Here is a 20,588-nt window from a genome sequence, read left to right as displayed (position 1 = left end):
CAAACCCTGTGGGAGCGGGCTTGCCCGCGATGACGGCAGCGCATCCGACATAAATGTGCCTGCCAAATCGCTATCGCGGGCAAGCCCGCTCCCACAGGTTATTTGTTGAGGCTTACGGTGTATCTGGCTGGTTGGACGGGTGAGCCTGGATGAATGCCGGATGCTCAGCGGCCAGCGCCGCGACTCGACGAATCCGCGGATAAGCCTCCAGCGAAACATTGAAGCGCTCAGCCGCGTACAACTGCGGAATCAGATACACGTCCGCCACGCACGGCCACTCACCGAAACAGAATCCGCTATCGCCAATCAACTGTTCCACCGTCGTCAGTCCCTGGCTGATCCAATGGCTGATCCACGCCGTGACCTGCGGTTCGTCATGCCCCGACTGCCGCAGCCGATTGAGTACGCTGACGTTGTGCAGCGGATGCACATCGCAACCGATCACCGCCGCCACGCCGCGTACATGGGCGCGGGCAGCAAGGTCTTCGGGGAGCAGCGGCACCTGTGGATAACGTTCCTCCAGGTACTCGATGATCGCCGGTGACTGAATCAGCAGTTCGCCGTCATCGGTGCGCAAGGCCGGCACGCGGCCCTGTGGATTGATCGCCAGATACGCCGGCTGCCGATGCTCGCCACCGGGCGCCGCGATCAAGTTGACCGGCAACGCCTGATAGTCGAGACCTTTTAGCGCCAGTGCGATCCGCACCCGATACGACGAGGTCGAGCGGTAATAGGTGTAGAGATCCATGAGCCGCTCCTGTCAGCGCGCCGCCAGCACTTTGCCGCGGCATTCGCCAAAGCCGATCGAGGCGAAACCGTCACGGGCACAACGTGCGCGCAGGATGATTTCGTCGCCATCTTCAAGGAATTTGCGCACTTCGCCGGACGCCAGTTCGATCGGCTTTTTGCCGCCTTCGGTGATTTCCAGCAGGCTGCCGAACTGACCGTTTTCCGGACCGGACAGCGTGCCCGAACCGAACAGGTCACCGGCCTGCAACTGGCAGCCGTTGACGCTGTGATGCGCGACCATTTGCGCGACGGTCCAGTACATGTAGCGGGTGTTGCTCAGGGTCAGGCGATGAGCCGGCAGATTCTGCTCGCGCATGGTTTCGGTGAGCAGCAGCACTTCCAGTTCGATGTCGAATGCACCGCCGTCCTGATCGCGCTTGTCGAACAGGTACGGCAGCGGCTGCGGATCGCCCTCCGGACGTGCCGGTTGTGCGGCGCGGAACGGCTCCAGCGCTTCGGCAGTGACGACCCACGGCGAGACGCTGGTGATGAAACTCTTGGACAAAAACGGCCCTAGCGGCTGGTATTCCCAGGCCTGGATGTCGCGAGCCGACCAGTCGTTGAGCAGGCAGAAACCGGCGATGTGTTCGGCGGCATCACCGATGGCGATCGAGTCGCCCATCTCGTTGCCCTGACCAATCCAGATACCCAGTTCCAGCTCATAGTCCAGACGCGCGCATGGGCCGAAAGTCGGCTCGGTAGCGCCGGCCGGCAGGGTCTGGCCTTTAGGACGACGGACATCGGTGCCGGACGCACGCACGGTGGACGCACGACCGTGATAGCCGATCGGCACGTGCTTGTAGTTCGGCAGCAGCGGGTTATCCGGGCGGAACAGTTTGCCGACGTTCTGCGCGTGCTCGATGCCGACGTAGAAGTCGGTGTAATCGCTGATGCGCGCCGGCAGATGCATCTGGCAATCGGCGGCCAATGGCAGCAGTTTCGCGCCTTGAGCTTCGATGTCGCCGCGCTGGGTGCTGGTTTCGCTGAACAGTTCCAGCAGACGTTCGCGCAGGGCAACCCGCGCCTCGCGACCGAGGTCGAAGAAGGCATTCAACTGGCCGCCACGGGTGGCTTCCACAGCACTGCGAGCGGCGCCGTCGAACAGACCTGCTTCAAGGGCAACTTGCAGATCGAAGATGTGGTCACCAATGGCCACACCGCTGCGCGGTTCTGAACCGTTGATGCTGAACACACCCAGCGGCAGATTCTGCAGCGGGAAATCGGCGTGGCCGTTGGCCGACGCAACCCAGCTGCGGGTGATGGAATTCTGAGTCATGGGTTATCTCCGGGTCGGGTCGAACGTGGCGGGCAATGTGGCCCAGCAAGCGTCGTAATTGGGTTGCAGTTGTGGGCAGTCGAGGGCGAAGCGGCTTGGGCGCAGCACTTGGCTGGTCTCGAACATGAAGGCCATGGTGTTGTCGATTTTTGCGGGTGCAAGTTCGGCATTGATCGCTTTGGTGCAGGTCTCGCCGTCCGGGCCGTGAGCACTCATGCAGCTGTGCAGTGAGGCACCGCCGGGCACGAAGCCTTCGGCCTTGGCATCGTATTCGCCCTGGATCAGGCCCATGAATTCGTTCATCAGATTGCGGTGGAACCACGGCGGACGGAAGGTGTTCTCGGCCACCATCCAGCGTGGCGGGAAAATCACGAAGTCGAGGTTGGCCAGACCGTGCACGCTGGTCGGCGAGGTCAACACGGTGAAGATCGACGGGTCGGGGTGATCAAAACTGACCGTGCCAATGGTGTTGAAGCGGCGCAGATCATATTTGTACGGCACGTTATTACCGTGCCAGGCGACCACGTTCAGCGGCGAATGATTGAGCTCGGTGGCCCACAACTGGCCGAGGAATTTCTGCACCAGCGTGGTGGGTTGTTGCAGGTTTTCGTAAGCGGCGACCGGGGTGAGGAAGTCGCGTGGATTGGCCAGACCGTTGCTGCCGATCGGCCCAAGGTCCGGCAGGCGCAACGGCGCGCCGTGGTTTTCGGCAACATAGCCGCGCGCTTGCGGGTCGAGCAGTTCGATACGGAATTTCAGGCCACGTGGCAGCACGGCGATTTCCAGAGGGGCGACTTCCAGCACGCCCAACTCAGTGGCAATCCGCAGACGTCCCAGTTGTGGCACCAGCAGCAGTTCGCCGTCAGCATTGAAAAACACCCGCTCCATCGAGCGGTTGGCCGCGTAGTTGTAGATGCTGATGCCGGCCGGTTTTTCGGCGCCGGAATTGGCCGCCATGCTCACCAGTCCATCGATGAAATCGGTCGGTTCGGCCGGCATGTCCAGCGCGTTCCAGCGCAGGCGATTGGGGGTCACTTCACCCAAAGGCCCACCGGCCAGTTGCCGCTCCAGCTTGACGAATGCAGGGTGATTGGCTGAGGGCTGAATCCGGTACATCCAGGTACGCCGCGCTTCACTGCGGGTCATGGTGAACGCGGTGCCGGAGAACAATTCGGTGTACAGGCCGTAGGGGGCTTTTTGCGGGGAGTTCTGGCCAACGGGCAGCGCGCCGGGCAACGCTTCAGAGCTGAATTCGTTGCCGAAACCGGACTGATAAGCCAGCGTCGACGCGGTTGAATCGAGGTTCATGGAGCCTCCTGAACAGGGAGTCGGCAGTGGCCCATCGCTCTGGCTCAGAGGTTTCGGCACGCCGGGGTTGTTATTATCGTAATTCGATTACGCATAACGTAATTTGCTCGCTATCCAGCGTCAAGCTATAAAGACGCCCATTCGTATTGGAACCCGGCCGCACCATGGAAAAAACCAGCGACAGTAACGGCAAACAGAAAGTCCGCTCCGCCGAAGTCGGCACCGACATTCTCAAGGCTTTGGCCGAGTTGTCGCCCTCCACTTCGCTGTCGCGCCTGGCCGAACACGTGCAGATGCCGGCGAGCAAGGTTCACCGCTACTTGCAGGCGTTGATTGCCAGCGGATTCGCCGAGCAAAATCCAGCGACCAACCACTACGGTCTCGGCCGCGAAGCACTGCGCGTGGGCCTGGCGGCACTCAACAGTATGGACGTGCTGAAAGTCGCCGCCCTGCCCCTGTCGGAACTGCGCGACGAACTCAACGAAACCTGTTTCCTCGCGGTGTGGGGCAATCAGGGAGCAACCGTGGTGCACATCGAACCGGCGGTGCGTGCAGTGACGGTGGTGACGCAATTGGGTTCGGTGCTGCCGCTGCTCAGTTCCTCGACAGGACTGGTGTTCAGCGCCTACCTGCCGCATCGGGAAACCGACGAATTGCGCGAGCGGGAAATCGCCGTCGCCGAGCATCCGTTGAAGGACGAAACCGCCTATGCGACGTTGTGCGAACAGATCCGCGAGCGCGGCCTGCATCATGTCCACGGCTTGCTGATGCCGGGTGTGGATGCCTTGTCGGCACCGGTGTTCAACGCCGTCGGACAAGTTGCAGCGGTGCTGACCATCGTTGGCCCGACCTCGCTGTTCCACGCCGACGAAAACGGCCCGGCGGCGCAGCGGTTGTTGGCTGCGACGCGGGCCGTGAGTTGGCGGATGGGGTTTGACGCTTAGCCGCCTGCGTCGATCCGCCGGTCAGCGACGTTGTGAAGGGTTGCAGCAACACAGTTTTGCTGTCGCCCGCCGCTTCCTCTTGCACAATCTCTTTGAAAACTATTGCTACAGCTCAAACCCCAGCAACTTGGCACTGGCTACAGCCTGCGTTCTTCGCTCGACGCCCAGTTTTCCGTGTATCCGCCTGGCGTGAGTCTTTACCGTGTGCAGAGAAATAAACAGCTCATCTGCAATCTGTTGATTGGAATGGCCCTTGGCAATCAGGCGTAAAACTTCCAACTCACGTTGACTGAGCAAACCACTACCGCTCGCCACTTCAACAGTGGCCGGCTCCGAAACCGTGTTTGCCAGTATTTGCAACAGCCCCGGGTGGCGCAGTTGCAGTTCACGCAACGCCTGATGCAGCCCATATTGACGACTCAGCTCCAGACCCCGCTGCAGGCTGGCGCGCGCCGAAGTCTGATCACCCTGCGAAAAAGCAACTTCTGCCATCGCCAGATGCAAGTCGGTTTCCAGAATGAGCATCCTGCAGCGCTGCGCCGTTTCGAGCAGACGCTGTAGCCGACCCATCGGGTTGCGAGCCGAGCCTGACCCTGCCTCAGCAAGGATCAACAAGTACTCGACGCGGGGAATCAACTCGAGTGTTGCCGGCGGCGCCTGCAAAGCGTCCGCTCCTTGATAGTGCCGTAACAGACGTGCCATCGCCTCGCACGCCAGCTCATGACGGCCCTGCTGCAGCCAGAACAGACTGCTGACTTGCAACACCACGCCACGATAAACCGTGTCTGGAATCTGCCGCTGTTGCATCAGCCGTTCCGCATCGCGCAGCCACACGAACGCTTTCTCATAATCCGCCTGATTGGCAGCCAGTTGCGCCAGCCCCAGATAGCCGTAGAGGGCACGCTTGTCATGGTTGCGCCCGCAACCGTCCAGACCGGACTGGAAAAAATCCGCCGCCAAGACATCCTGGCCCTGACTCAGCGCAAGACGCCCACGACGCAGCGCAATCCGTCCCAACAGTGGGGTCAGGCGGTTCGGTTGCCGGACGAGTAAATCATGCACGCCCGCCAAAAGACTTTCAGCCCGAGGTGCCGCGCCGCGCTGTTCGAGCAATTGCCCGTGATCAAGCTCCAGCAGTGCTTCGAAAACCAGCGAGCCTTGCGCCCGTGCCAGACACAGTGCCTGACGATTACGGGCATGGGCTACGTCCAGTTCGCCACGCAACAACGCCTGCTGGGTCAACCCTGACAAGCACATCACCCGAGCGATCCAGTTATCGAAATCGAGTACCTCCAACGCTTGCGAAAAGTATTCGTGAGCGCCCTCCATCCGCCCTTCCAGATGCAGTAACCACCCCTTCAACGTTTGCCAACGCGCAATCAATTGCCGCTCATGAGCTGGCGAAGGCTGCGGCATGAACCGCCCTAAATGCTCGATGCATTGCGCCGCCTGCTCGAAACGCCCGGCGAAGAGCAATGCAGCTGTGATCAGACCGACCAGTTGCGGCGTGCTCAGGGTCAAATCTTCAGCCTGATACTCATGCAATTGCAGTAACAGGACCACGGTTTGCTCTTCAAACAAATGCTCGAAGCTGAAGTGCTGCAACAGGCTGACGGCGATTTCATGTTCTTCGGCGAGCAACGCCTGTTCGAAGGCCGAACGCCAATCCTGCCGCCAGGAAAACCACTGACACGCCCGCCGATGCCAGGAACGACCTGCGGGCCATTGTTCGTCGCGCATCACCCGCGACAACGGTGGAAAAACCTGCAGCCAGTCGGCCGAGTCGTGCCACGGCTCGATAAAGCAGCCCAGTGTTTGCAGGGTGCGCAGGCACTGTGCGCCCTCTCCGGCACCAAACAGATGCTCACACAGCTCGGCATTGAAGCGCGGTAGATGCGCGAGCACACGCCAGTTCTCGGCCAGCTCCGGCGTGAGGTTATTGAAGAGCTCGTGTTGCAGATAATCCAGCAGCGTATCCACCCGTTGCTGCGGCTGATTGCTTTGCGACCAGTCACACTTTTGCAGCAGCGCCATGCGCACCCCGGCGCACCAACCACCGGTACGCTGGACGATACGTGCAGCCACACTGCTTGCCTGCTCGGGCGACAGATGTCGCAGCGCCTGGGCGATTTCGTCCGCAGACAGCGCCAGCGTCGCGTTTTCACACTCGTACAGTTCGTCGTCGAGCAGCAGCCGCGGCCAGTTGCATTGTGGCCGTCGGCGGGTGCCGATCCACCAGGTAAGCGCCGGGCTACTGACCGTCAGCAAACGGTCAAGCAACGCATCCAGCGCAGGTTCCGGCAGCCGACAGTAGTCATCGATAAACAGCCAGGTAGGCAACGACCAACGACTCAGCGCAGCGACCAGACCGGACTCCGTTGTTTCAGCCAGTCCCAATGCCTGTGCCAATCGCAGACAAAATTCGTCGACACTCAAAGCGGCGCCAGCCAGTGGTAGCCAGCACACTTCGCAGCGTTGCGGCGCTTGAAGCAGGCACTCGGCGAGCAGCGCGCTCTTGCCGCTGCCGGCGGGTGCACAAATGAGCCTGACCCGTGCCACCGATGCCAGCAATGGCTCGCTCAATCGCGTGCGTGGCTGGTGATGGGAGGACAGTCTGGGGAGAAAACCGGGGCGATCCAGACAAGCAGTCATGGCGGTCATCGGATGAGCCTTTTTATAGTTGTGAGCTCACCCTAGCCCTCTCCCGGCGGCTTGTTGACAAGTATTCAGCGCGCTGATTAGCGGCCATAAAAAAGGCGACCGCACGGTCGCCTTTTGTTCCGCCGATGTATCAGAACCGTTACCGCACGCCCTCTGTACGCAGGGCCGCTGGCGTGTAGTCGGCAGCCTTGGCTTCAAAGCCGAATTCGTAGCCGTGCTTCTCTTCGTTCTTCATCCCCAGCGCGATGTAGCGACCGGCAATAATGTCGTAGAGCGCTTCGAGGGTGTAGGCCGGAGCCTGATGATCGTAGTAGTACTCGGCGTGACCTTCGGCGACGCGCCAAAGTTGCCCGCGACCGTCGTAGTGATCGGCGAGCGCCACTTGCCAGCTGTCCTCGTCGATGTACATGTGGCGCTTGGCGTAGATATGCCGCTCGTTCGCCTTGACCGTGCCGATCACCTCCCACACGCGGTGCAGCTCATAACGCGTCAGGTCCTGATTGATGTGCCCGGCCTTGACGATGTCGTCGTACTTGAGCTTCGGCGAGTCGAGTTTGTAGCTGTTGTACGGAATGTACATTTCCTTTTTGCCGACCAGTTTCCAGTCGTAACGGTCCGGTGCACCGGAGAACATGTCGAAGTTGTCCGAAGTGCGCAGGCCATCGGCGGCGGTGCCCGGGCCGTCGTATGCCACTTGCGGCGCGCGCCGGACGCGACGCTGACCGGCGTTGTAAATCCACGCCAGGCGCGGTTCCTTCACCTGATCAAGGGTTTCGTGCACCAGCAGCACGTTGCCGGCCAGCCGCGCCGGAGCCGTCACCGACTGTTTGAAGAAGGTCAGCACGTTGGCGGCTTTTTCCGGATCGATATCTTTCATCAGTTGCGGCACGGCGATCTCTTCTTCGAAGCGGATTGGCGTGTAGCTGCCGTTGGTTTGCGGTGTCACCTGGGTGATGATCCGCTTGACGTTGCCGCCGTGATAACGGGTGATGTGGTTCCACAAGACTTCCACGCCATTCTTCGGAATCGGGAAGGCGTAGTAGCGATTGCCGGTGAAGTTGGCCAGGCCGTTACCGTCGTTGATGGTGGTAACGTTAAGGGCGCTACGCTTGGCCGATTCGTAGATTTCCGGCGGTGCGGCAACGGTGCGGTGGGTCGGATAGACCGGGATCTTGTAGGTCTCCGGATAGCGTTTGAACATCGCTACCTGACCTTCAGACAGTTTGCTTTTGTACTGATCGACGTTGGCAGCGGTGATGGTGAACAGCGGTTTTTCATTGGCGAACGGGTCGGCGAGAAAGCCTTTACTGTCCACCGCACCAGCGTTTTTCGCGATGCCGCCCGTCCATGCCGGGATCGAGCCGTCGGCGTTGCCGGCCTTCTCGGCACCCAGCGGGGTCAGGCTGGTGCCGAGTTTGTTCGCCTCATCCGGCGACACCGCCGCCATCACGTTGGCCGCCAGCAGACTCAGGGCCAGCACACCGCATTGCAGAATCATTTTGCGCATTGCTTTCATCCTTCTCGGGCAGATCAGAAGTTCACGCCGAAGCTCAGAGCGACGAAGTCACGGTCTTCGAGGACGTTGTAGTCGCCACCGAAAAAGTCGGTGTAGCTGAGGCTCGCGGTGTAGGTGTTGCGATAGTCGGCATCGACGCCGACGCTGATCGCTTTGGCGCCTTCGTTGAACAGGCCGTTGGGGCCATAACCGGCGACGTCGTGCGACCACGACAGGTTGGGTTTGAGGTTGATCCCGCCGATCACGTTGGCGTAATCGAGGATGGCGCGGCCGCGATAGCCCCACGAAGTCGAGGTGACAAAGCCGTCCGTGTCGCCACCAAAACCGTATTGGCCGTATACCGAATCGCGGCCATAACGCAGCTTGCTGCGCGACTCCAGACCGCCGACCCGTACCACCGCCGCTTCACCGACCAGGGTCAGGCGTTGGGCGCCCAGCACTTGGTCGAAGAAGTGCGTCAGGGTGCTCTGGATCTGCGTCACTTCCTTGCGCCGGTATCCCGTATTGTCCGAACCCGGCGAGGTGGCGATCGGCGAAGCTGCGCCGCCGGCGATCGGGTTGAGCAATGCCAGCGTCAGGTCATTGGTGCTGACTTGCACCGGAGCGTTCGGTCGGTAGCTGATCTCGCCGGTCCATGCGGTGCCGGTGGGCAGCGTGGTAGAGAAACTCGCACCGTACAGGCGAATGTCTTCCGGGTATTCGAGGTAGTAGCCACCGCGCCCGAGCATCACACTTTGCGCCAGCCCGGCACCGCTGCCGGGAGCCAGACCGTTGGCAATACCGACCATGCCCGGCAATGCCGCCAGAGTCGAAAGCCCTGCGGTGGTGGTGCCGACTGTTGGCGTGCGGCTGTGGTAGTTCATGAAATAGAGGCCGTACTCGGTATCGTCGCCGAGCCAGCGCAATGCCGTGCCCCACTGCCCGGAATCCCGCGCATCGCGGTCGCCGCCGCGCGGGATGACTACGCCCTCGCGGGTGACCTGAATGCCCTGACCAAACGCGGTGGTCAACGGCACCAGCGGCGCAATGGCCGGGTTGCCGACGGTGTAGCCGCTGGAGCAGCCGTCCGCCACCACGTCGACGCCGAAGAACGTACCGCAGTTGTCGACAACGGTCTGGTCCCACTCCAGTTGATAGAAGCCTTCGATGGTCAACTGGTCGGTCAGGCCCTGGGAGCCGAACAACATGTTCACCGGAATCAGGCCTTCCTTGATCTCTGCACCGGGACGACGGAATGCCGACACGTCGATCGGGTTGATGCTGTTGATCGAGTTGCCGATGAAAGTACTTTCGCCCCAACTGACCACTTGTTTGCCGGCGCGCACGGTGCCCGGCAGGTCGCCGATGGAATAGTTGTGATAGACGAATGCATCGAGAATTTGCGCGCCGGATGATTTGGCGCCTTCCTTGCGGCCACTGTCACTGATCTGCTTGAACTCGCGGTCCTCGTCCTTGAGTTCAAAGTCGTACCAATATTTGCCACGCACGAACACACCGGTATCGCCGTACTTGAGTTCGAGGTCGTGAATGCCTTTAACGATTTTCGAGAAAGTCTCGCCCTTCTTGAAGTTCAAACGCCCGTCATCACCGGTCGAGGATTGCCCGGTCCCACCGTTGACCGTACCGACCAGCGACTTGTCGGCATCGCGCATGCCCCAACTCGCACCGACCGAGAGCGACGAATCGAACGTGCCCTCGATTTCTCCGATATTGAAAGCAACCGCATGCGCCTGGGCACAGCAACCCAGAGCCACCGCGGCTGCCAGCGCCTGCGGTGTGAAGATGGCGCGCATTGTTTTTGTTGTCATGCGTCTTCCCCGGTGAGTGACAGAAGGCCCCACCCTACTGCCGCGTGACCGGGTCGATAAGCGCACCAAGGAGGTATTCGCGTTGTCGCTCGAAAGGATGAATGCCCATGCAGTACGCGGCTTTGCATCGATCATGGATAGGCTGGATAGAGAATCATCAGTGCCGCGCATGGTGCACATCAGCCGCTGCAGACTGTTGCATGCCCCGTAACAGTGCATGTCTGGAATCGGTATTTTTCCTACAGATTTGAAACCGTATTCTGAGCGGGCTTTCACGGGACACGCCGAAAAGCACCCAGCCTTGGCTACTGAGCAATTCAGGCCACTGTTGACAGATTTCAGATGAATCGAAGATTCGGTTTATCGCCCCGGTGTTCACTGACGTTGATTTGTAGCTCCTTGATCCAACGTCTTACCTTGGCCGCTGCGTTTGCAGCGGCCTTTTTTATGGCTGTTGAAAAAGGCATCCCTACGAACTGTAAAAACATTCCGAGAAAAACGTCGGACCTTTCCTGCAGCGCAGAAGAATCCTCCTCACTTCGCTATTAGTCTGCGAAAAACCTCTCAAAACAACGCCTTGTTACTTACAAGCTTCTCGGATTTTGCAACAGCAATTCTGATGTAACTTGAAACATCTCAAATATTCGCCGGTGACACGGAAGTCACTATCGCCCGCGCCTACTTTCCAGCGAGCCGCCACGCAATTCAAAAGGACATGAATATGCAAAGACCTCCACCCTTGATACTTGATGCAACACATATTAATGCACCCGCCCCTGATCATTACGACCCCTTCAAGGAAAGCAATCAGGGCTATTCCTATAGCGGCATGTTTGGGCCGGCAGGCGCCAACCATAAAACCCGCGAACTAATGTACGAAACTCAAGTCACCCTGGAACAGGAGTTCAGCGCGAAGTCCATCTCATTGCCTCAATCCATTGAGAATGAACTCGCTGCAACACGGCTGGAACGGTCAACCAGTCCACTACCACCCGCGGCAGCAATAGTCCGCGAACTGGATGTAAGAAATACCCTCATTCAACGCAAGTCCGCTCAACTTCACGAGCAGATCACTATTGCCAATCGTTTTTTTGGAAGTGATCCGCTGGGTAAAAACTTCAATGATTTTCTGAATCAGGCCTCGGCTATCCGGCGAACGAACCGCACAGGCCCGCCCGTGCGAGAGCTATGGAGTCAGTCCTATCGGGCGGCCCATGAAGCGAGGCTGCTAAATCAGACTGTCCAGCTTCTCAATCAACAGCAAATCAATGTGCAGAACTGGCTGTCCGCCGTGCTGGCCAATGATCAGGCGCAAGCGGCTGCCGCTGCGCAAGAAGCCCAGCGATTGGCTGCAGAACATGCGCGGATCGCAGCCGAACAACAACGGCAGAGAGAACTTGCCGAAGCAGCACGCCGAGAGCAAGAGCAAGCCCGCGCTCGGGAACAGGCAAGGCTGGCCGCACTCGCAGAGAAACAACGCCGGGATGCTGAACAGGCTCGCCTAGCCGCTGAAGTGGCGCGGATCAATGCCGATGCTGAAGGTCGGGAAAGAGAGCGGATTGCGCAATTGAGGATCGCATTGGCTGAAGCACAAGCCAATGCTGAAACAGCCGCACGGGTGTTCGCCGCTGAGCAGGCTCGCCTTCAAGCGGAAATGGAACTGCGCATTGAGGCGATACAAAAGCAGGTTCAAGCAGATAAAAAGAGCATGGAACTTCGCCACAAAGTCCTTGATACCGCGACCGCCTTAGCCAAACGCCAAGCTCATCTGGCGACATTGGAGAACCAGCAGCAATTGGGAAATGAACCAGGGCTGCAAGACATTGAACCGGACTTTACGACTGAGGCTGACGCTCAAAATCCGGGGCACCATTCGCCAGAGACTCAACGTGTTTATGCTGCGTCAGGAGTAGTGGCTTCAACCAGCCCGCATTTCTCCTTTGCTTCGACAGCCATACGTCTTCCCCCGGCGACGTCTTCCGCAATTCTCAATGCACTGCGCTCAGGTTTACTGACCGTGAAAGCATCTGGCGCCGCGCTGTTCGGCAGCCCGGTGTTGATAGGTTTCGCGGCTTTATTGATGCCGTCACGCCTGGGAAACGGCGAGCGGTTTGCCATGAGCGTTCCATTTTCCGAGTTGTCGTCGGAGTCTGCCCAGACACTGCGCGATATAGCCGACCGACAAGGCACGCTGGAGATGCCGGTAGGCTTGGGCGTCCGGCCATTCGGCGCTGGCGCGGAAGTATTCGTCGCCTCGACCGATGACTTTCATATTCGCTCGAGCGTGCTGGTTCTGAATGCGGCTTACGACTTGCTGAATGATGTTTACGAGGCCGCGCTCCCGGATTCGCCAACCGACTTCCTGACCTGGACACCCGCCATCTCCCCGGGTAACAGCTCGACCGAATCGCCAATGGTCGAAACCGAGTCGACCGCGTATTCCGGCGCACCGATTGTCCCGGTTGAAGGGCGTCTGGATCTGCATCCTATTCTGGTCGAGGGCTGGGAACGATTCATCATTGTGTTTCCGGAGGACTCTGGGATTGCGCCGCTTTATGTGGTGTTTAGCAGTCCGTACGCGGGTGGTTATGTCAAAGGTAATATCAAAACGACCTGAGGAGTTTCGGCCAATGAGCACTGTCGAGAAAATTATAAAAAACGAATCGGTGGCAGATGTTATTTCTCTCTTTGCACTAGCTTTTCACCCCATGCGCATCGATCAAATGTATGCAACATATCAAAAGGACAAAGTTCCCCACGCTGTCTTTGTAGACACGTACAACTCGCTCTTTAGAGACGGGGTATTGGCCTATGATGAAAATGGAAAAACGATCAAAGGTCCTAATTGGAAACCGCCGGCATTCATGACAGACAAACGCTACGAATAAAACACAGAAAAACTACCCGACTGCGATTTACATCAGTCGGGTGGCCGAACTACTCAAGTGAATACTTCTGCAAATTCGCCATCATTTCCTTCAGCGCTTCAATATTGTCCTTCGGATGCGCCGCCCCTTCGAAATCACAAATCTGCTGCCAGTGCGCCGCTACATCCTCGGGCGAGAAGCCCGCTCGCGGATCGAACCCGGCGCCCAGGCTGCGCTCCCAACGCACCTTGCCCATCCAGCCACCGCCGACTTCGAACAACCCGGAAGTCTCCTGGCACTGCTCACTGGCCAGGTACACCACCAACGGGCTGACCAGTTCCGGCTTCAGTTGTTCGAACACTTGCGGCGGGATCAAACCTTCGGTCATGCGCGTGCCACCAGTCGGTGCAATGGCGTTGACCAGGATGTTGTTCTTGCGGCCCTCGATGGCCAAGGTGCGGGTCAGGCCGTAGAGGCCGAGTTTGGCCATGCCGTAGTTGGACTGGCCGAAGTTGCCGTAGATGCCTGAAGTTGAAGCAGTGAAGATCACCCGGCCGTAGTTTTGCTCGCGCAGGTGTGGCCATGCGGCGCGGGTGACTTTGTAGGCGCCTTCGACATGGACGCGGTAGACCAGATCCCAATCGGCGTCGTCCATTTTGTGGAAGGTCTTGTCGCGCAGGATCCCGGCGTTGTTGACCACGACGTCGACGCGACCGAAAACATCCAGCGCGTTCTGCACCAGTTTGTCGCCGTCGGTAACCGAGTCGTGGTTGGCTTCGGCGATACCGCCGGCTTCACGAATTTCCGCGACCACTCGATCAGCCGCAGATGCATTGGCGCCCTCGCCTTGAGTCGAGCCGCCGAGATCATTGACCAGCACTTTGGCGCCCTGTTTGGCGAACAGCAAAGCGTGCGCCCGTCCGAGGCCGCCACCGGCTCCGGTGACAATCACGACTTTATCTTCGAAACGCACAGACTCATTCATCGCGGCAACTCCAGCAGGCCAAGGGACAGTGACCCCGAGTGTCAGGCACGGGGCTTTCGGTCACAACGAACACGGCTGGGGCTGAATGGTGCGCGATAAGGCTGGGGGATGATGTGCAGCGCAAAACCAAAAGATCAAAAGATCAAAAGATCGCAGCCTTCGGCAGCTCCTACATGGGATGGGTGTAGGAGCTGCCGCGGGCTGCGATCTTTTGATCTGTCAGGAACACGCGACCTTGCGCGGTGGCAGCGCAAAACGTTCGCGAAACGCCAGGTAATGCTTGAGCACCTGCACCGGCGCTTCGATCTGCGGATAGTGGCCGATGCCCGGCAACAGCACGGTGTCGGCATCCGGTATCAACTGCCGATAGCGCTCAACCATGTGCGCACCCGAGATCGGATCAACTTCACCATCAATGACCCGCAACGGCACTTCGCCGCGCTGCATCGCCGCCACCCAACGATCACGCTGCACCCGGCGTTCGGGGATGTAGTTAATCAACTTGTGCATGATGCGCGGGCCGTGATTGCTGTCGACCAGGCTCCAGAAATCGTCCAGCTCGCTCTCGGTCGGCCCGGTCTGCGGACCGAAGATCTGGCGGAAGCTTTTCACCAGTGCGTCGCGAGTAAAGGCGCGGCCGATCATCCAGCCCAGCGGGCTGAGCAATAGCTTTTGCATCAATACCGGACGATGGGTTTCCGGGAACAGACCGCCGTTGAGGAACACGCAACTGGCGACTTCGATCTTGTCTTCGTAGTGCCGGGCAAGCAGCTCCTGCGCGACGCTGTCGCCGTAATCGTGAGCGAAGATGTGTAGCGGCTGTTCGACCTGCAAATGCGCGAGCAGCGCCTGTTGCAGATCGGCCTGCTCCAGCAGGCTGTAGCGGTGATTGACCGGTTTGGCCGAATCACCGAAACCCAGCATGTCGCAAGCGATCACCCGATAACGCTGGGCCAGTGGTTGCCACAGATAATGCCAATCCCAACTGGCGGTAGGGAAACCATGGATCAGCAGCAGCGGCTCACCCTGCCCCGTCGTCCAGTAGCGGATCGACTGGCCCCGAAAGACAAACGTCTGGCTGCGTTTACGCCAGACACACAGAGGAATCTCGGCAAGAGGCATTAGAGTTTATATCCAGGGTCGTGTTTGTCGAGTTTGCGCAGCAGCGCCGGCCAGGCCAGCGCGCCACCCATGCCTTGAGCACTTTTGGTCACGCCGGCGATCATTGCCTTGGCGCCTGCCAGAATCTGCGGTTCGATGGCGATCAGTTCAGCGCCGCCGGTCTGGGCCATCACCTGGATGTCGCAGGCGCGCTGGAAGGTGAACATCATCAGGAAGGTATCAGCGATGGTGCCGCCACAGGTCAGCAGACCGTGGTTGTGCAGCATGAGGAAGTTGTTCTCACCGAGGTCGGCCTGCAAGCGCGCCTTCTCTTCGTGATTCAGCGCCACCCCTTCATAGCCGTGATACGCCAGGCTCGACAGCACGAACAGCGACTGCTGGCTGATCGGCAACACGCCTTGCTTTTGCGCCGACACCGCCACGCCCGAAGCGGTGTGCGTATGCAGCACGCAAACCACATCGTGACGCACTTCGTGCACGGCGCTGTGAATGGTGTAGCCGGCCGGGTTGATTTCGTAGGGGCTGTCCATGAGCTTGTTGCCGGCTTGATCGACTTTCACCAGGCTTGAGGCGGTGATTTCGTGGAACATCAGGCCAAACGGATTGATCAGGAAATCTTCAGTGCCCGGCACCTTGGCGGATATGTGCGTGAAGATCAGATCGTCCCAGCCATGCGACGCGACCAGACGATAGCAAGCGGCGAGATCGACGCGTGTCTGCCACTCGGCGGCGCTGACCCGCTCTTTGACATTAAGGGACGACTGGACGGGGGCTACGCTCACTGTATGCACCTCTGCGTTCTTATTGTTCTGCTGGTGTCAGCAGTCTAGTCAGGCGCAGTCGATCGCGTAGTTGCATTGCCAGCCAGCTTGATGACTGAACGGGTCAGCCATGCAAACTCCTTGGATCCATGTCAAGGCAACGGCGCCAACAAAGGTGCGGCAATCAGCCCTTGAGCGCGCCAATCAGATCCGCCAGCCACGGCTCGGCGTCGGTTTCCGGGGTGACGCTTTCGCTGGCATCGAGGCGCAGCATCTCTTGAACTTCACGCAGGCCGAGTTCGCTGAAAAACAGTTCGCGCATTTGCTCACCGCCACCGCAGAAGGTGTCGCCGTAACTGGCGTCGCCCAAAGCAATCACCGCACCCGGCAAACCACGCCAGGCGGCAGGCAATTGATCGCGGATCATCGAATACAACGGTTGCAGGTTGTCCGGCAACTCGCCCATGCCGGTGGTCGAGGTCACGGCAAGAAACGCTTCTGGCGCGAAAGCCTGAACCTCGGCCAGGCTGGCGCGTGAGCTGTAGAAGGTTTCAAAGCCAGCGGCTTTCAGCAGGTTCTGGGCGTGGCGGGCGACTTCTTCGGCGGTGCCGTAGACCGAACCGGAGAGGATGGCGACTTTCATCAATCTGATCCTGAAACTGAAAAAAAGAGCGCCGATAGTAACAGCCTCAGCCGTGAAGTTGCGATTGGCTCTCAATGAGCGCTGATGTCCTATGGACAGGCACCGCCGTTCTTCTAGAATGCGTGCCAATGCCAGCTCTGAAAGGATTCAAGGATGATCAACGCTCACTTGCTGCAAATGGTGATCAACGCATCGAATGACGGGATTGTGGTCGCGGAAAAAGAAGGCGAGCGGGACAACATCCTGATCTACGTCAACCCGGCCTTCGAGCGTCTCACCGGTTACTCCAGCGAAGAAATCCTCTATCAGGATTGCCGCTTTCTGCAGGCCGGCGACCGTGATCAGGAGAGCCTGGAGCTCATTCGCGATGTATTGCGTACCAACGGCTCGTGTCGGGAAATTTTGCGCAACTACCGTAAGGACGGCACGGCGTTCTGGAATGAATTGTCACTTTCAACGGTAAAAAATGCCGATGACGGGCAGACTTACTTTGTCGGCGTGCAAAAAGATGTGACGATGCAGGTCAAGGCTCAGCAACGTGTCGCGCAGCTGGAGGCCCGGGTCGCTGCACTGGAAACAGAACTCGCCGCCTTGAAAGCGACAAACGGTTAAAACAAAACATCGAACTGGTTGTCATTAACTACAATCACCAATGACTTTGTAACTATTCCTTTCGAGTTAGCCATGCAACGCGACGCGCTCCTGACCCAGGATGAGCTGGATTTTATCCAGACCATGCAGCACAACCCGCAACTCAATGTGCGGGATGCGACGTCGAGTCTGCTGGTTAACGGTGGTTCGCAGATCCGTGATTTGCTCACGCGTCTGGCCGCTCACGAGCAAGTGACCATTCAGGCCAACTTCGAAAATCAGCAGATGACGTTTCCGCTGCATCTGGTGGAAGACGAGTTTCATGCGCTGCACCTGCGCCTTGGTGTGCCAAGCATCTACGAAGATGGCCCGATGGTTCGTCCGTGGCGGCTGACACTTGAAGAGCCGGTGGCGCTGGAGAATGCCAAAGGCCAGGCGGGCACGCTGTGGGTTCACGAGGTTTCACATAAAGGCGTACTGCTGGAAGTGCGCAACAAGACCAAACCGCCCAAGCATTTCGCGCTGTGGTTCAGCCCTTCGGGTTATGAGCGGATCGCATTGCGCGGCAATTTCGAGCGCGAAACCGAGAGTGGTTTCTACGCCTACGAACTCAGCCAGACAGACAGCGACGAAACCGAGCGTCTTCGACAGTTCATCCTGCAGCAACATCGTTTGACGCACCCTGCCCTGCACACCTGATTCTCAGGTATCAAGCTTCCCCGCCAGAAACTGCGTCATGCGCTGACGCATGTTCATCCCTTCATTACCCAGGCACGCCACAGATGATCCGGCCAGACTCTCTTGCGCCAGATCAGACGCATCGCCGGCGAGCATTAGCTGACAATCAAGACTCAAGGCCAATCGATTCAGACGCCGGGGCAAATCGGCACTCGGGGCGTGATTGGAAAACAGCACCAGTGCGTCAGGTTTGATCTTCTCGCAAACGAGGGTCAGCTCATCGAGCGGCTGGCCGGTGGTCAACACACGAACGCCTGCGTCATTGCCACTGAGAAACAGCGCCGCCACCAGCAACTCAAGCTCCCGGCATTGCCCGGCCAGCGCACTGACGATCACCCGTCGCGGTTGTGCGCCACGCAGAGTGATGATTCGGTGTAACACCCGCGCCCTAAGAAACCCGTCAAAGAACAACCATTCGCTGGTCTGCCCAAAGCCATCCTGACGCTGCAACAACTGCAGCCATAACGGCATCAGGATGTCCTGAAACACAACGGGCAACGCATAAGAAGAAAAGATCTGACCGTAGACCCGATCCAGTAGTTGATCATCGAAAGAGCTGATCGCCTGCTGGAGCTGCACTTGCCATTGCAGATAATCGGCTTGCACCAGATCATCGGGAATGATGTGCGCGAGAACCTTCAGCGGTTCGGTCCTGGCGAGAATCTTGCCGATCTTGCTGACCGCCACACCACGATCGATCCAGTCGACGATGCTGCGAACGCGCTCGATTTCGGTCATCGAATACAGCCGATGCCCACTCTCGGTGCGCACCGGCAGGATCAAACCATAGCGACGTTCCCAGGCGCGCAGCGTGACCGGATTGACACCTGTCAGCCTCGCGACTTCACGGATAGGAAACAGATCCTCGCGCTCGAGCGCAACAGATGCCTGAGAAACTGGGTGCGCGTCTGTCATGACAGGCATTGGGCCTCAACTTCCGGACGGGTGAATTGGATCCCATTCTAACCCCGATGCCCTGATTGCGTTCAAGTAGAGATATGCGACGAAAGTCTCTGGTTTAAACACGAAAATCAGGAATAATCCTTGCTTGCTGAAAAGCGCAGGCCTCCACCCCGGCCTTGCGTCAGGCGAAACTCCTACCCGGAGTGACGCAATCGAGATACGGAGATACACAATGTCTACTTCACCCGTCACGCTGATGGTTGCGCGTCGCGTCGCCGATGGCCGCTATCAGGATCTGATCGCCTGGCTGCGCGAAGGCGAACAACTGGCCACCGATTTCCCCGGTTATCTGGGTTCCGGCGTGCTCGCACCGCCGCCCGGCGATAACGAATTCCAGATTATCTTCCGCTTTGTCGATGAACAGACTTTGCATGCGTGGGAGCATTCGGCCTCGCGTACCGCCTGGCTGGATCGTGGCAGCGATCTGTTTGCCCATCCCAAAGAGCATCGTGTCAGTGGCATCGAAGGCTGGTTCGGCACAAGCGTAGTCGGCCAGCGCCCGCCGCGCTGGAAACAGGCGATTGCGATCTGGCTGGCATTCTTTCCGGTGTCGCTGTTGTTCAATTTTGTCGTGGGTCCGTTGCTCGTGGACATGAGCCTTTTGCCGAAAGTGTTGATCAGCACGGCATGCCTGACGCCGCTGATGGTTTATTTCTTTATTCCGTTGTCGACGCGGTTGCTGGCGAACTGGTTGAACAGCACGCCTGCGCGTCCGTTGCCTGTCGCACCCTCTGCGCAGAACCGCTAAAAGATCGCAGCCTCGTTGCACTCGAATGCTCCTACAGGCTCCTACGCGGCTCCTACACAGTTGCGACAGTGGCGCAGTGCGGGAGCTGCCGGAGGCTGCGATCTTTTCAGGCCCGCCGCTGTTATAGTTTTTGCACCCACCGCGACGCGAGCCGTTCATGACTACAACCTCCGCCCCGATCCTGATCACCGGCGCCGGCCAACGTGTCGGTCTGCACTGCGCGCAGCGTTTGCTCGAAGACGGCCACCGCGTCATTTTCACCTATCGCAGCGAACGCCCCGGTGTCCAGACGCTACGTGATCTGGGCGCCATCGGCGTATTCGCAGACTTTTCCAGCGAAGCCGGCATCCTCGCGTTCATCGCCGAATTGAACACCCACACCGACAGCCTGCGGGCGATCGTGCATAACGCCTCCGACTGGCAGGCGGAAACCCCAGGCAGCGAAGCCGAAGCGTTCAACCGCATGGTCAATATTCACATGCTGGCGCCCTATCTGATCAACCTGCACTGCGTCGACCTGCTCAAGCAATCGACACCCGCCGACATCATCCACATCAGCGACGATGTCACTCGCAAGGGCAGCAGCAAGCACATCGCCTATTGCGCCAGCAAAGCCGGGCTCGACAGCCTGACCCTGTCCTTCGCCGCCCGTTATGCGCCGGCGATCAAGGTCAACGGCATTGCGCCGGCCCTGCTATTGTTCAACCCCGACGACGACGTGGCGTACCGCGCCAAGGCCCTGGCCAAATCCGCGCTGGGCATCGAACCCGGTAGCGAAGTGATCTACCAGAGCCTTCGCTACCTGCTCGACAACCCTTATGTCACCGGCACGACCCTGACCGTCAATGGCGGAAGGCACGTCAAATAA

Annotated in this window: 18 protein-coding genes; 7 read left to right on the top strand and 11 right to left on the bottom strand. The window is 59.0% G+C overall.

All coding sequences use genetic code 11. The features are described from left to right. Positions 1-112: 112 nt before the first annotated feature. From maiA to hmgA, 3 genes are read right to left on the bottom strand one after another with little or no spacing between them, the layout of a single operon-like run. On the bottom strand, positions 113-748 hold the full coding sequence (gene maiA, locus ICA15_RS21300; protein ID WP_210554539.1) for a maleylacetoacetate isomerase: 636 nt from the start codon (positions 746-748) through the stop codon (positions 113-115). A 12-nt stretch (positions 749-760) separates the two neighbouring features. Beyond that, positions 761-2,065 carry a fumarylacetoacetase gene (gene fahA, locus ICA15_RS21295; protein ID WP_210554538.1) on the bottom strand — a complete coding sequence of 435 codons (1,305 nt, stop codon included), beginning with the start codon at positions 2,063-2,065 and terminating at the stop codon, positions 761-763. A 3-nt stretch (positions 2,066-2,068) separates the two neighbouring features. Beyond that, entirely contained in the window at positions 2,069-3,373 is a 1,305-nt protein-coding gene (gene hmgA / locus ICA15_RS21290) for a homogentisate 1,2-dioxygenase (protein ID WP_210554537.1), read from the bottom strand. A 164-nt stretch (positions 3,374-3,537) separates the two neighbouring features. Here hmgA and ICA15_RS21285 point away from each other — a divergent pair, with 164 nt between their 5' ends. After that, positions 3,538-4,317: an IclR family transcriptional regulator gene (locus ICA15_RS21285; RefSeq protein WP_150617168.1), complete on the top strand. Its 780-nt coding sequence runs from the start codon at positions 3,538-3,540 to the stop codon at positions 4,315-4,317. Between the two features lie 105 nt (positions 4,318-4,422). Here ICA15_RS21285 and ICA15_RS21280 read toward each other — a convergent pair whose 3' ends face one another. The 3 genes from ICA15_RS21280 to ICA15_RS21270 form a co-directional block, all read right to left on the bottom strand. Further along, the gene (locus tag ICA15_RS21280; RefSeq protein WP_210554536.1) at positions 4,423-6,978 is read right to left on the bottom strand and encodes a LuxR C-terminal-related transcriptional regulator; all 2,556 of its coding nucleotides are present in this window, start codon (positions 6,976-6,978) and stop codon (positions 4,423-4,425) included. A gap of 139 nt (positions 6,979-7,117) precedes the next feature. Further along, entirely contained in the window at positions 7,118-8,485 is a 1,368-nt protein-coding gene (locus ICA15_RS21275) for a DUF1329 domain-containing protein (RefSeq protein WP_150617166.1), read from the bottom strand. Between the two features lie 23 nt (positions 8,486-8,508). Continuing rightward, complete coding sequence (locus tag ICA15_RS21270; protein WP_210554535.1) at positions 8,509-10,302, bottom strand: DUF1302 domain-containing protein; 1,794 nt, start codon at positions 10,300-10,302, stop codon at positions 8,509-8,511. Positions 10,303-11,023: 721 nt separating this feature from the next. Between ICA15_RS21270 and ICA15_RS21265 the strand changes: the two genes are divergently transcribed. Together ICA15_RS21265 and ICA15_RS21260 are read left to right on the top strand one after the other, a co-directional pair. Continuing rightward, entirely contained in the window at positions 11,024-12,919 is a 1,896-nt protein-coding gene (locus tag ICA15_RS21265; protein ID WP_210554534.1) for an S-type pyocin domain-containing protein, read from the top strand. A 13-nt stretch (positions 12,920-12,932) separates the two neighbouring features. After that, complete coding sequence (locus ICA15_RS21260) at positions 12,933-13,190, top strand: immunity protein (RefSeq protein WP_210554533.1); 258 nt, start codon at positions 12,933-12,935, stop codon at positions 13,188-13,190. Between the two features lie 49 nt (positions 13,191-13,239). On the opposite strand, the gene ICA15_RS21255 is transcribed toward ICA15_RS21260, so the two are convergent. The 4 genes from ICA15_RS21255 to ICA15_RS21240 all read right to left on the bottom strand — a co-directional run bounded on the left by ICA15_RS21255 (position 13,240) and on the right by ICA15_RS21240 (position 16,680). Beyond that, positions 13,240-14,154 carry an SDR family oxidoreductase gene (locus ICA15_RS21255; RefSeq protein ID WP_210554532.1) on the bottom strand — a complete coding sequence of 305 codons (915 nt, stop codon included), beginning with the start codon at positions 14,152-14,154 and terminating at the stop codon, positions 13,240-13,242. A gap of 219 nt (positions 14,155-14,373) precedes the next feature. Next, entirely contained in the window at positions 14,374-15,276 is a 903-nt protein-coding gene (locus ICA15_RS21250) for an alpha/beta fold hydrolase (RefSeq protein ID WP_210554531.1), read from the bottom strand. After that, on the bottom strand, positions 15,276-16,058 hold the full coding sequence (locus ICA15_RS21245; RefSeq protein ID WP_210554530.1) for a class II aldolase/adducin family protein: 783 nt from the start codon (positions 16,056-16,058) through the stop codon (positions 15,276-15,278). The genes ICA15_RS21250 and ICA15_RS21245 overlap by 1 nt, the downstream gene beginning before the upstream one ends. Positions 16,059-16,221: 163 nt before the next feature. Further along, the gene (locus ICA15_RS21240) at positions 16,222-16,680 is read right to left on the bottom strand and encodes a flavodoxin (RefSeq protein ID WP_047299792.1); all 459 of its coding nucleotides are present in this window, start codon (positions 16,678-16,680) and stop codon (positions 16,222-16,224) included. A 153-nt stretch (positions 16,681-16,833) separates the two neighbouring features. Here ICA15_RS21240 and ICA15_RS21235 point away from each other — a divergent pair, with 153 nt between their 5' ends. Together ICA15_RS21235 and ICA15_RS21230 are read left to right on the top strand one after the other, a co-directional pair. Next, positions 16,834-17,292, top strand: coding sequence for a PAS domain S-box protein (locus ICA15_RS21235; RefSeq protein WP_210554529.1), 459 nt, complete (start codon positions 16,834-16,836; stop codon positions 17,290-17,292). Positions 17,293-17,364: 72 nt separating this feature from the next. Further along, complete coding sequence (locus ICA15_RS21230; RefSeq protein WP_150604383.1) at positions 17,365-17,970, top strand: hypothetical protein; 606 nt, start codon at positions 17,365-17,367, stop codon at positions 17,968-17,970. 3 nt (positions 17,971-17,973) lie between these two features. Here ICA15_RS21230 and ICA15_RS21225 read toward each other — a convergent pair whose 3' ends face one another. Further along, on the bottom strand, positions 17,974-18,933 hold the full coding sequence (locus ICA15_RS21225; protein ID WP_210554528.1) for a MerR family transcriptional regulator: 960 nt from the start codon (positions 18,931-18,933) through the stop codon (positions 17,974-17,976). A 211-nt stretch (positions 18,934-19,144) separates the two neighbouring features. On the opposite strand from ICA15_RS21225, the gene ICA15_RS21220 reads away from it, so the two are divergent. Both ICA15_RS21220 and folM read left to right on the top strand, forming a co-directional pair. After that, positions 19,145-19,720 carry an antibiotic biosynthesis monooxygenase gene (locus ICA15_RS21220; RefSeq protein ID WP_210554527.1) on the top strand — a complete coding sequence of 192 codons (576 nt, stop codon included), beginning with the start codon at positions 19,145-19,147 and terminating at the stop codon, positions 19,718-19,720. A gap of 157 nt (positions 19,721-19,877) precedes the next feature. Further along, on the top strand, positions 19,878-20,588 hold the full coding sequence (gene folM / locus ICA15_RS21215; protein WP_210554526.1) for a dihydromonapterin reductase: 711 nt from the start codon (positions 19,878-19,880) through the stop codon (positions 20,586-20,588).

The sequence above is a fragment of the Pseudomonas sp. P116 genome, from assembly GCF_020149425.1.
In the GTDB taxonomy this organism is placed as follows: Bacteria; Pseudomonadota; Gammaproteobacteria; order Pseudomonadales; family Pseudomonadaceae; genus Aquipseudomonas; species Aquipseudomonas anatoliensis.
This window is presented reverse-complemented; position numbering and strand designations above follow the sequence as displayed.

What these genes read in the sequence shown, in the direction of transcription:
- ICA15_RS21280 (WP_210554536.1), bottom strand. Translation starts at nt 6,978, where the DNA reads ATGACCGCCATGACTGCTTGTCTGGATCGCCCCGGTTTTCTCCCCAGA.
- fahA (WP_210554538.1), bottom strand. Translation starts at nt 2,065, where the DNA reads ATGACTCAGAATTCCATCACCCGCAGCTGGGTTGCGTCGGCCAACGGC.
- ICA15_RS21265 (WP_210554534.1), top strand. Translation starts at nt 11,024, where the DNA reads ATGCAAAGACCTCCACCCTTGATACTTGATGCAACACATATTAATGCA.
- hmgA (WP_210554537.1), bottom strand. Translation starts at nt 3,373, where the DNA reads ATGAACCTCGATTCAACCGCGTCGACGCTGGCTTATCAGTCCGGTTTC.
- folM (WP_210554526.1), top strand. Translation starts at nt 19,878, where the DNA reads ATGACTACAACCTCCGCCCCGATCCTGATCACCGGCGCCGGCCAACGT.
- ICA15_RS21255 (WP_210554532.1), bottom strand. Translation starts at nt 14,154, where the DNA reads ATGAATGAGTCTGTGCGTTTCGAAGATAAAGTCGTGATTGTCACCGGA.
- ICA15_RS21250 (WP_210554531.1), bottom strand. Translation starts at nt 15,276, where the DNA reads ATGCCTCTTGCCGAGATTCCTCTGTGTGTCTGGCGTAAACGCAGCCAG.
- ICA15_RS21260 (WP_210554533.1), top strand. Translation starts at nt 12,933, where the DNA reads ATGAGCACTGTCGAGAAAATTATAAAAAACGAATCGGTGGCAGATGTT.
- ICA15_RS21220 (WP_210554527.1), top strand. Translation starts at nt 19,145, where the DNA reads ATGTCTACTTCACCCGTCACGCTGATGGTTGCGCGTCGCGTCGCCGAT.
- ICA15_RS21275 (WP_150617166.1), bottom strand. Translation starts at nt 8,485, where the DNA reads ATGCGCAAAATGATTCTGCAATGCGGTGTGCTGGCCCTGAGTCTGCTG.
- maiA (WP_210554539.1), bottom strand. Translation starts at nt 748, where the DNA reads ATGGATCTCTACACCTATTACCGCTCGACCTCGTCGTATCGGGTGCGG.
- ICA15_RS21240 (WP_047299792.1), bottom strand. Translation starts at nt 16,680, where the DNA reads ATGAAAGTCGCCATCCTCTCCGGTTCGGTCTACGGCACCGCCGAAGAA.
- ICA15_RS21230 (WP_150604383.1), top strand. Translation starts at nt 17,365, where the DNA reads ATGCAACGCGACGCGCTCCTGACCCAGGATGAGCTGGATTTTATCCAG.
- ICA15_RS21285 (WP_150617168.1), top strand. Translation starts at nt 3,538, where the DNA reads ATGGAAAAAACCAGCGACAGTAACGGCAAACAGAAAGTCCGCTCCGCC.
- ICA15_RS21235 (WP_210554529.1), top strand. Translation starts at nt 16,834, where the DNA reads ATGATCAACGCTCACTTGCTGCAAATGGTGATCAACGCATCGAATGAC.
- ICA15_RS21270 (WP_210554535.1), bottom strand. Translation starts at nt 10,302, where the DNA reads ATGACAACAAAAACAATGCGCGCCATCTTCACACCGCAGGCGCTGGCA.
- ICA15_RS21225 (WP_210554528.1), bottom strand. Translation starts at nt 18,933, where the DNA reads ATGCCTGTCATGACAGACGCGCACCCAGTTTCTCAGGCATCTGTTGCG.